5 protein-coding genes are annotated in these 11,183 nt (G+C 64.8%); 2 read left to right on the top strand and 3 right to left on the bottom strand.

What is annotated here, in order from left to right; translation table 11 throughout:
* Both BJQ17_RS28485 and BJQ17_RS28480 read left to right on the top strand, forming a co-directional pair.
* On the top strand, nt 1-1,429 hold a 1,429-nt coding region (locus tag BJQ17_RS28485; protein ID WP_256560038.1), incomplete at its 5' end, for a thioesterase domain-containing protein.
* 37 nt (nt 1,430-1,466) lie between these two features.
* On the top strand, nt 1,467-2,345 hold the full coding sequence (locus BJQ17_RS28480; RefSeq protein WP_003255995.1) for a formylglycine-generating enzyme family protein: 879 nt from the start codon (nt 1,467-1,469) through the stop codon (nt 2,343-2,345).
* A 57-nt stretch (nt 2,346-2,402) separates the two neighbouring features.
* On the opposite strand, the gene BJQ17_RS28475 is transcribed toward BJQ17_RS28480, so the two are convergent.
* From BJQ17_RS28475 to BJQ17_RS28465, 3 genes are all read right to left on the bottom strand, one after another.
* Nucleotides 2,403-4,895 (bottom strand): TonB-dependent siderophore receptor, encoded by a 2,493-nt coding sequence (locus BJQ17_RS28475; RefSeq protein WP_070096954.1) that lies wholly within the window; start codon nt 4,893-4,895, stop codon nt 2,403-2,405.
* Nucleotides 4,896-5,203: 308 nt separating this feature from the next.
* On the bottom strand, nt 5,204-8,380 hold the full coding sequence (locus tag BJQ17_RS28470; protein ID WP_070096953.1) for an amino acid adenylation domain-containing protein: 3,177 nt from the start codon (nt 8,378-8,380) through the stop codon (nt 5,204-5,206).
* Nucleotides 8,377-11,183 (bottom strand): condensation domain-containing protein (locus BJQ17_RS28465; protein ID WP_175442766.1); only part of this gene is annotated, 2,807 nt, incomplete at its 5' end. The genes BJQ17_RS28470 and BJQ17_RS28465, both read right to left, overlap by 4 nt.

The following is an 11,183-nucleotide window of genomic DNA, read 5'->3' as shown; positions in this document are numbered from 1 at the left end:
TGAGATCGAAGCCCGCCTGCAGGCGCAGCCACAGGTGCGCGAGGCCCTGGTGCTGGCCCAGGAAGGCGCGACCGGCCAGCAGCTGGTGGCCTACCTGATCCCCGCTGCCGAGGTAGCGCTGGAGCAGCAGGCCGGGCTGCGCGCGCAGCTGCGCGAACAGCTGAAGGAAGCGCTGCCGGACTACATGGTCCCGGCGCACCTGCTGCTGCTCGACCAATGGCCACTGACAGCCAACGGCAAGCTCGACCGCAAGGCCTTGCCCAAGGCCGATGCCAGCCTGCTGCAGCAAGCCTACAACGCTCCCCAGGGCGCGCTGGAACAGGCCTTGGCCACGTTGTGGCAAACCGCGCTCAACGTCGAACGTATCAGCCGCGACGATCACTTCTTCGAACTAGGTGGCCACTCGTTGCTGGCCATCCAGCTGCTGGCCAGCATCAAGCAGGCACTGGGCCTGGCAGTGCGTATCCAGGACCTGCTCGCCTACCCCCGCATCGACCTGTTGGCTGCACATCTGGGCCGTGAGCATGCCTGTGCGAGCCCGTGCATCGTGCCCCTCAACCGCCCGGCCACACCGCTGCCTGCATTGTTCTGTATCCACCCCAGCGGCGGCATGGTCTTCAGCTATCAGCCGCTGGCCAGGTGCCTGGAACCGCAGGCTTGCGTCTACGGCGTGCAGCACCGGGGCGGCAGCCCGGCGCTGGCCGAACGGCAAGGCTGGCAAGCGATGATCGCCGACTACACCGCACAGATCCGCCAGGCACAACCGTCCGGGCCATACCGCCTGATGGGCTGGTCCCTGGGCGGCAGCATTGCCTGGGACATCGCCCGGCAGCTGGAACAGGCCGGCTGCGAGGTCGCATTCCTGGGGCTGGTCGACAGCACCCTGCCCGAGGCGCAGTTAAGCCGCGCCGCGTTCCCCCCTCACACCCCTCGCCCAGCCCGCCACAGCGATACGCCGGGCCAGCGCGAGCTGCAAGACACCGTCGAGCTGTTCGGCCTGTTGTTCCCGCAGGCCAAACAGGCCGCCGCCGAGCAGCTGCACGCCAACCCTACTCAGGACGTCAAGGCGTTCTACCAGTGGGCCACGGCGCACCTGGCTGACGCTGGCAGCGATGTCCAGGGCGTGCTGGCCAGTGCCAAGGCCCAGATCATGAATGCCCAGGCGTTCGACATCCACGATCAGCTGGAAGCGAGCTTCGCCGATTTCACCCTCACTCCGCTCAGGGTCAAGCCCAGTTGCTGGTGGTCGCAGGTGCACAAGAGCGCAGCACACATTCACGCCGCCGAGCAGGTCATCCGCCAGTTCTGCGCAGGGGGTGAGCTGGACGTTTCGCTGCACTCACCCTACCCACACGAAACCATGATGCTGGAGCAGCCCCTGATCGACTCGTTCATCGAGGCGTTCGGCCGTAGCTGCCCGGCACCCTGAATACCCCGTCACACCTGCCAAAAAGGAAACGTTCGCCATGAAGTGCGCTCCCTACACCGTCACCGGCCTGGCCCTTGCCCTGGCCATGGCGGCCTGCCCGCTACTCGCCCAGGCTGCCAGCAAGACCCCGGGCGAGGTCTTCCAGGATTGCAAGGCCGGCTGCCCGGAAATGGTCGTGCTGCCTGCGGGCAGTTTCGTCATGGGCACGCCGGATGACGAACCGGGCAAGCAGCCCGACGAAGGCCCGCAACATACCGTGACCTTCGCCAAACCCTTCGCCATCAGCCGCTTCCAGGTCACCGCCGGCGAGCTGGATGCCTATATCAAGGAAACCGGCGTGGTCATCAAGGACGGTGACAAACGCCCAGGGCGCCTGTGCCAGGCCAGCAAGCCTCGCTACCCGCAAGGGCCGCGCCAGCCGGCAGTGTGCGTCGATTACTACGATGTGCAGGCCTATGCGCAGTGGCTGAGCAAAAAGACCGGCCACACTTACCGCATGCTCAGCGAGGCCGAACGCGAGTACGCGGCACGGGCCGGCTCCACCGGGCCGTTCCCGTTCCCGTTCGATGAAGAAGGCGACTACCAGATCAGCAAGCACGCCAATACCTACGGTCCCAAGGACGGCTACAGCTACACCTCACCGGTAGGCAGCTACCCGCCCAATGCCTTTGGCGTCTATGACATGCACGGTAACGTGTATGAATGGGTCGCCGACTGCTACCACAAGGACTACGTCGGCGCGCCCAGCGATGGCAGCGCCTGGATGGAGGCCGACGGCGGGCTTTGCCAGGCGGCGCACATGCGCGGGAATGACTGGGGTGAAGCGCCGATCTTCTCGCGTTCGGGCAATCGCAATGATCGCGAACGCACGGTACGTGGCGACTTCCTGGGCTTTCGTGTAGCGCGGGAGCTGTGACCTGGCGCAGGCCATCTGGGCGGGGTACCCGCCAAGATGGCCTGCGTGGCCCCAGGTTCAGAACTGCGGGGTGTATTTGACCGAGAACATGAAGTTGCGAGGGTCGCCGTAATAGTTGTTGGCAGTGACGGCCGCATACGACGGAATGTAGTAGACCTTGTCGAAGATGTTGTTGAAGTTGACCGCCAGGCTGACTTCGTCGCTGACCTTGTAACCAAGGCGCGCATTCCAGATGGTGAAGCCGGGCGAATCGAACTTGCGATCGAAGGCAACGGTACTGCTCTGGCTGTTGAAACCGCCGCCGACACTGAAGCGGCTGAAGTCACCAGGCAGGGTGTAGTCCGTCCACACCTTCACCGAGTGTTTCGGCGTCCAGGTGGAGAAGATCTTGCCCTCGTTCGTGTTGTCCTTGAGGTACTTGGTGGTGTTGTAGACGTAACTGGCCGACGCTTGCAGGCCTGGCAGCACCTCACCGTTGATCTCGGCCTCAAGGCCCTGGCTACGCACTTTGCCGGACGCTTCGGAGCATCTGGACCCATCACAGATTTGTGCGACATCCTGAACCGGCACCGCTCGGTTCTCGTGGTCATAGCGGAACAGGGCAACGCTGGTATTGACCTGGCCATCGTAGAGTTCACCCTTCAGACCGAGTTCGTAGTTGCTGCCAACGATCGGCTCGATCGTAGAGCCACCGACGCCCTTGGCACTCTGCGGAATGAAGACGTCCGCATAGCTGGCGTAGGCCGACCATTGCGGCGTCAATTCGTAAACCAGGCCCGCGTAAGGGGTGACGACACCGTTGTTGGCCTTGGAAGCCGGGCTGTCATACTTATAGACACCGGCCTCATAGACCTGAGAGTCGTAATCGTAGGAGTACCAGCTGGTACGCCCACCGAGGATCAGGGTCAGCGGGTCGGTCAGCTTGACGCGCCAGGTACCGTAGATACCTTTCTGCACGATCGTGTACTGGCTGTCGGTACGCGTGCCACGGGCCGCCAGGCTGTCGTAGTTCTCGAAGGGCAAGTGGTTGTCGAGATCGAAAATGTTCGCCCCGGCGCTGCGCACCACCGCCATGGTGTTGTCGCTGGTGAAGCGTGAGTAGTTACCGCCGAAGACCACTTCCTGGTCGAAGCCAAAACCGTTGAAGTCGCCATCGACGAACATGTCCAGGCCACGGCTGTGGGAGTTGAAATCAGTGGCATAGCGCCAGTCGAACAACCCAGACCCATCGTTGGCCAGGCCGGTCGGCGCTACCACGTAGGCGTAGGTCATTTCGTTGCGCTCGTTGATCGCCACCGCCGCGGTCTTGAACTTCCAGTGGTCGTTGAAGCGGTGCTCGAGGTCGACATACAACGCCAGCTGCTCAGTCATGCCGCGGTTCCAGTCGGAGCCGGTGAAGGTCGAGCGCGACAAGCCTACGTCCCGGCCATCACTGAAGCGCGGCAAACCGGCGACCATGGGCGTGAAACGCGTCTTGCGATCGCTGATGCCGACACCGAGGGTGGTGTCTTCAGACAGGTCGAAGTCCAGCGCACCGTAGACCTTCTGCTCCCAGCCGCCCACATAGTCGATGAACGAGTTGCGCGTATCGTAGTCGACCACGGCACGCCCACGGATGTTGCCCGCCTCGTTCAGCGGGCCGCCAACGTCAACCTGGGTGGCATAGTGGTCCCAGGAACCGGCCTGGGCGGTCAGGGTGACTGTCGGCTTGGCCTGGCCGCGCTTGCGCACGAAGTTGATCGCGCCACCGGGGCTGTTGGCCCCTTGCAGCAGCGCCGCGCCGCCACGCAGCAGTTCCACACGGTCATAGAATGCCGTCGGTTCCGTCAGGTAGCTGCCCAGCGCGTAGATGCCACGGGTCATGGGCACGCCATCGTACTGCAGCGAGTCGATTTCGAAACCGCGCGAGGTGATGAAGCCGCCGGTACCCGGGCTTTTGGCGAAGGTCATGCCCGGGGCGTTGGCCAACAGTTCCGTCAGGTCGGTGATGTTCTGGTCATCCATGCGCTTGCGGGTCATCACCGACACGCTCTGCGGAATGTCCTTGAGCTTGTGTTCGCTCTTGCCGATGGTGACGCCACCGGTGGTATACGAGTTGCTGCCTTCGGTGGTCACGCCCAACGTGTTGCCCGTGATGCTGGTGGTGCCCAGCTCCAGCGCCGAGGACGCAGCGCGCTCACGCCGCACCAGGGTCAGGGTATCGCCCTCCAGGCTGTAGCTGACCGGCAAGCCGCGCAACAGCTTGGCCACTGCCGCGTCGACGGTGTAGCTGCCACGCACTTCATTGCCACGCAGGTCGGCCATTTCCGAGGCGTTGTAGATGAACTGCACATCGGCCTGCTCGCCAAGCGCACGCAGGGCGTTGGGCAGCGACTGGGCAGCGATGTCGAAGTTGACCCCCTGAGCCCAGACCTGGGCGGCCATGGGCAGCATCAATGCGGCGCCCAGCACCCCTTTGCCGAACAACGCCCGGGATGAGCGGGCGCTGATCGAGCGGGACATGCAAAGCGCCTTGACCAATGGTTTGAACTCGAAAAATCCTGCTGGCATGGTATTTCTCTATTTATATCGTGTAATGAAATCGTCCCGCGCCCGCCAACGGCCCCCAAACGGCCGAGCTGCCCATCCTCCCCCGGGCAGATCCCGCGACAGACGCCTGACACGCAAGTCAAAACGGCTTGCCACGTGTGGCTTTCAGCGCGCTCCTACATAAGACGCATCACCCTGGAAAATCCAGAATGAGAATTTTTTGCATTAGTATCTCGCCGGCATCCTTCCACGCAATCGGCACGGCAGTACGGGGGAGGCAATGCAAAAGACCCCAGGGGCGGGTTGCCCGCCCCTGGGCGTGGTGAGGCTCAGCGGCTCTTTTCCAGCAGCCGGGCTTTTTCTTCAGGGCTCATGCTGTCGAGCCGCAGACGGGCCTGGGCCAGCTTGAGCAACTGGCCAGGGTTGGCTTCGCGCTCGCGCAGCGCCTGGGCAAGGGTGGCAACCGTAGCGTGGTCGAAGATGACGCCTGGATTGATGTCGCACTGCAGCAACTTGCGAATACCTGCCGCCAGCTTGATGACCAGCAGCGAATGCCCGCCCAGTGCAAAAAAGTCCTGCTCGATGCCCACTTGCTCCAGCCCCAGCAGTTGCGCCATGCGCTGCGCAATCACGGTTTCCAGTGCATCACGCGGGGCCAGCAGCCCCGCCGCAGGTTCATTGCCCACCTGCCGCAACGCTTGCCGGTCGAGCTTGCCGTTGCCCAGGCGCGGCAACCGCGGCAATGCCTGCAGGGTACGCGGCAGCATCACCGCCGGCAGTTGCCGGGCAAGGTACTCGCGGACCGCGTCCAGGGCAGCCGCCGTGGCCTCGTCGCGCAAGCTGACATACGCGCTCAGCGCTTCTCCATCACACAACACCGCCGCCTCGACCACCTGCGGTGCACCCGACAGCTGTGCCTCGATCTCCGCCAGCTCGATGCGGAAGCCGCGTATCTTCACCTGATGGTCGCGCCGGCCTTGCAGCTCGATAGCACCGTCCGGGCGATAGCGGGCCAGGTCGCCGGTGCGGTAAAGCCGCTCGCCCGTCACGAACGGGCTCTCGACGAACGCCGGCGGGTCACTCTGCACATCTTGCAGGTAGCCGCGACACACCTGCTGCCCACCGACATACAGTTCGCCCAGCACGCCGGTGACCGCCAACTGCAAGTGCTGATCCAGCACATAGACCTGGTTGTTGGGCAACACCTGCGACAACCCGAGGGTGCCGGTCGGTACCGCCCGAACCGGGTGCACCATGACCCCGACCGTGGTTTCGGTCGGGCCGTAATGGTTGAACAGCTTGCAGTCCGGACGTATCTGCAACAGGCGCTGCAGCAACGCCGCGCTCGGGGCTTCCCCGCCCAGGATGACGGTGGCCGGTACTGCCGGTGCCTTCGACTCCAGCAGCGCGCTCAGGTGCGACGGCACGATCTTCAGGCAGTCGATTGCCTGCTGCTCGAGGTACGCAGCAAACAGTTCAGCATCCTTCATCACCTCGTCGGCGGCCACGTGCAGTGTCGCACCCACATACAAGGCTGCGAACAGCGTCGTATGGCCAAGGTCGGCCGACACCGTCGAGCCGAATGCGAAGTGACGACAGCCCTCCAGCGCCAGCGTGTGGCACACGCCTGCGGTGTAGTTCAGCAGTTGCCGGTGCTCGACCACCACGCCTTTGGGGGTGCCTGTCGAGCCCGAGGTGAACAGGACATAGGCGGCATCGCTGGCGCTGGCGGCGTGCGGTTGCAGCCGTGCAGTGTCAACCGCCAGCGGGTACAGGCTGTCGAGGCTCAGCGCCTCTATGCCCTGCTCACGCAGGCTGGCCACCGCTGCCGGTTCGACCAGCACCTGCGTGGCGCCGGCCTGTGTCATCAGGCGCACCTGCCGGGCAACGGGCCAGTGCGGCTCCAGCGCCAGGTAGGCTGCGCCGACACGCCAACTGGCCAACATCGCCACAACCCAGTCCAGCGAACGCGGCAGCGCCAGTGCCAGCACCGCCCCGGGTTGCACGCCAGCCTGCTGCAGCGCCAGCGCCAGGCGCTGCACTGCCAACTCCAGTTGGGCGTAACTCAGGCCCGCGTCACCTGCGACCAGTGCCAGCGCGTCGGGGGTGTCGATTGCCCACTGGCTGATCTGTACCGCCAGTGATGTCGCGGCCAGTGGTTGCGGCGCGGGGTTGATCGACAGCAGGCGCTGGCGCTCGGCTTCACCCAGCAGGTTCAACTGCCGCAGCGGGCGGTCCGGCGCCTGGACGATGCTGCGCAGCAATTCAATGTACTGCTCCAGCAGGCCTTGCATGCCGCGCGCACTGTAGCGCCCGGCCAGGTAATCCAGGCTCACGGTAATCGGTTGGTCAGCACCCGCTGCTGGGCAAATGCGCAGCTGCAGCTCGATGCCCGCCGGCAGGCGTGGCGCCAGTAGCTCGCCCTGCCAGCACAGCCCGCCGGCAACCTGCGGCGCGAGCGCCGGCGTAGTGGAAAACGCCACGGTCGGCACGGCTGTGGGCACCCATTCCGGTACCCAGTACTCCTGCCACGCCACATGCTGCTCCAGCGCGGCGCCGAGCGCTGCAAGGTGCTCGCCGAAACGGGTTTCGTCAGCCCACTGCAGGCACAACGGCAATAACTTGCTGAACGACCCCGCACTGTTCGCGAAGTAGTCATAATCCTGTCGCGCATCGTGCTGCCAGGCGCCCAACAACCGGTTGCTGTCGCCAAGCCGGCCCAGCAAGGCCCACCAGGCCGCCTGCAGCAGCGTGTCCAGGCTGGCCTGACGGGCGTCGGCCAGGCGTTGCAACTGCCCCTGCAAGGCCAGCGGCAGATTCACCTGATGGTGTGCCTGATGCGTCGCTGGTTGGTCCTGGCGATAGGCTGGCCAAGGCGCGCTCATGCCCTGCTCCGTTGGCATCAGGTGCCCTTGCCAGTAGCCACGGGCTGCCGCTGCATCCTCATCCTGGGTCACTTCGGCACGCCACTCCAGATACTGCCCGAAGGCTTCAGGCAGGTCTTCATCCGGCACGGCTGGCGTGTCATACAACGCCGCCAGGTCACGGTACAGCATGGCCATGCCAGCCGCGTCGCAGGCAAAGCCCGCCACCCCAAGCCATAGATGCCATTGCCCGGCATCGGCGGCCGGTACCAGCAAGGCCTGGGCGGCTGGCAGCTGGTCGATTTCGAAGCGCTGCTGCAACCAAGGCTCGAGCAGTGCCGGCGCACCTGCCTCGGCCTGCACTGCCAGCGTCAGGGCTGGCCGCCGGGCGCCGATGAACTGGCGCATGCCGCGGTATCCCGGGGCAGTGCCCAGGCGCCCGGCCAATATCGGGTGGCGCTCGACCAAGCGCTCAAGCGCCTGGCTCAGGCGCGCCGGGTCCGGCCGGCCCTGAACGCTGATCTTCAGCAGCGTCGCGGCCTGTGACCAGTCCGGGCAAGCGGGCAAGGCATCGAGCCAGTGTTGCTGGTCGACGGTCAGGGCAAAACCGATGTCCTCGGCCTGGTCTACGTAACTGTTCATTCCTGGGCCTCCTCGGTCGCCATCACCTGCATGGCCGCAGCCGCCTCCAGCGCGGCCCGGTCGAACATGTCGCCCATCGCCACGACGATCTTGCGCGGCCCCTCGTACGGGTCACGGGCATGCGCCGCCAGCATGTTGTCGACCAGGATCACGTCGCCTTTCTGCCATTGGAACCGCACGGCACAGGCTTCATACAGCTCGCCGATCAGTTGCATGTCCTGATCGGGGATCGGCGAACCATCGCCGAAGTACACATGCCGTGGCATGCGCTCCAGGCCGAACATGGCCAGCAGGTCTTCACGCGCATCCGGCTCCAGCCAATAGATGTGGTGCAGCTGCACCTGGTTGAAGAACGAGCGTGCGCCGGTGATCGGGTGCGTGATGATTGCCGGGCAGCGGGTGCGGGTCTGCAACTCGTCGTTGTCCAGCCAGCGCCATTCGATGCCAGCGGCACGGCAACGGGCCTCGACCTCGGCGCGGTCATCGGTGCGGAAGAAATGCTGCCATGGCACGTCGAGCTTGTCGGCGAACGTGCGCACATACAGCAGCCCTTTGTCCTCGAGGGTTTGCCGCAGTGCCTGCGGCAGCTTTTCGTACATCAGGCGGCAGTCGACCACCGGCGTGGCACCGCCGACCGGCGAAGGCTGCTCGCAATAGAACATCTGCTTGCGCGGCCAGCTGTCCTGGTGCGCACTCTCGTTATGGAACAAGATCATTTTGGTTTCCGGGTACGGCGTGGAGCGGTAGGTGTTCTTGCCCCCCTCCTTCTTCGGCAGGTCACCGTATTGACCGTAAAGCCCCGGCTGTACAGCTTCGGCGAATGCTTCAAACCCCTGGATACCCTCCAGGGCAAAGCCGCGGAACAGGATCCCGGCATGCTCGCCCAGCTTGCGCTCGACCAGCGGCCGGTTGTTGCGCACCCACTCGATCAGGTCGATCGATGCGTCGCCAGGCTCGACGAGCAACGGGAACAGCTGGCCTGGTACCAGCAGCGACTCGCGCACCGCCGCCCGTGGCGGTGCAGCTGCAGTGGCGCCGGCAGAGCGCTTGAGGAATTTGCCCAGCTTGTCGGCCTTGCTGGCCGGGGCGCTTACCGGTGTGCTGCCAGCCAGGGCGCCACCCTGTAATGGAACGTTCATCGCTTGCCACCTCATATCCTGAACACTGACGATCTGTTCGAGCATCGCGATCCATGCGCTGACGAGTCGCTGGATATGCTCTTGCCTGAAAAGCGTTGTCGCAAACTGCCAGTTGCCACTGAGCTGCCCGGCCTCCTGTTCGATGAACAGGGCCATGTCGAACTTCGAATACAGCGCCGGGGCGGGCAGCGCCTGCACGGTAATGTCGGCCAGGGCTTCGCTGCGTACGGGCAGGTTGTTCATCACGAACAGCACCTGCACCAGCGGGTTCATGCCGCGCACCCGCGGGGCGCCATGGGCCTCGACGATCATGTCGAACGGCAGGTCCTGATGCTCCAGGGCCGCGAGCAAGGTGCGCTGGGTGCCCTGCACGAAGTCACCGAAGGCCAGCCCATCACTCACCCTGGAACGCAGCGGCAACACATTGACGAAGAAGCCGATCAGGCCTTCCAGTTCGCTGTGCTGCCGGCCTGCGGTGTCGGCCCCGACCAGTACGTCGTGGGCACCGCTGGTCTGGTGCATCAACCACTGGAACGCTGCCAGCAGCGTGCTGTACAGGGTCACCCCGGCCTTGGCCGCGAACTGGCCAAGCGCATCGGTCAATGCCGGCGACAGGCTGAAGTCCACCGCACCGCCAGCATGGGAGGCCTGCTCGCTGCGCGGCTGTTCCAGTGGCAGCTCAAGGTGGCCGGTATGGCCCGCCAAGGCCTGTTGCCAGTAGCTTGCCTGGCGCTGCAGCTCACCCGCCTGCTCGAGGGCCTGCTGCCACAAGGCAAAGTCTGAATACTGCAGCGGTAACGGCGCCAGAAGGTGGGTCTGCCCTGGGGCGCTGTGACGGTAGATTTCAACCAGGTCGCGGACCAGCACGCCCATCGACCAGCCATCGGAGATGATGTGGTGCATGGCGAAGAACAGCACATGTTCCTGGTCTGCCAGGCGCGCCAGACGGCAGCGCAACAACGGCGCATGCTCCAGTGCAATCGGTGTGCTGGCGTTGGCCAGGGTGGCGTCGGCAATGCACCGTTGCTGCTCCTGCGGGCTGAACCCGGACCAGTCGTCGAGGGTGATATCCACCTCGATCCGGTCGGCAATCAGCGCCAGCGGATCACCCTCGTCGTCCTGCACGTAGGCCGTACGCAACACTTCATGTCGCTGCGCCAGCGCGTTCAGGCTGTTGCGCAACACCTCGACCTGCAGCGGCCCTTGCAGGCGCAGGGCCAATGGCATGCCGTAGGCAGCACTGCCCCCGGACAATTGCTCGGCAACCCACAAGCGCCGCTGCATCAACGACAACGGTGCGGTGGTTTTTTCGCCATGGGCCAATAGCTCGACACCGTGCGCGGTCGCAGCCTTGCCAGCGCCGCCGAGCGCTGCCAGCAGGCGCTCCAGCACCGGGTGATCGAACAGGTCACGCAACGTCACTTGCACACCCGGCAGCTTGCGCATCCGCGATACCGCCTGGGTCGCCAGCAACGAGTGACCACCCAGCTCGAAGAAGTGGTCGCCAAGGCCCACCCGCTCCAGGCCGAGCACCTCCTGCCAGATACCCGCAACGTGCTGCTCGAGCGGGGTTTGCGGCGCCCGGTAGGCCTGCTGCAGGGCGCTGTTGTCGGGCTTGGGCAACGCCTTGCGGTCGAGCTTGCCGTTGGCCGTCACCGGCCAGA

The sequence above is a fragment of the Pseudomonas sp. NBRC 111139 genome (genome assembly GCF_001753955.1).
Classification (GTDB): Bacteria; Pseudomonadota; Gammaproteobacteria; order Pseudomonadales; family Pseudomonadaceae; genus Aquipseudomonas; species Aquipseudomonas alloputida.
Note: the sequence above shows the minus strand (reverse complement) of the source record. Positions and strands in the feature narration are given on the sequence as shown.

Coding starts and splice junctions, on each gene's coding strand:
- BJQ17_RS28470 (WP_070096953.1), bottom strand. CDS start 8,380: ATGAACAGTTACGTAGACCAGGCCGAGGACATCGGTTTTGCCCTGACC.
- BJQ17_RS28475 (WP_070096954.1), bottom strand. CDS start 4,895: ATGCCAGCAGGATTTTTCGAGTTCAAACCATTGGTCAAGGCGCTTTGC.
- BJQ17_RS28480 (WP_003255995.1), top strand. CDS start 1,467: ATGAAGTGCGCTCCCTACACCGTCACCGGCCTGGCCCTTGCCCTGGCC.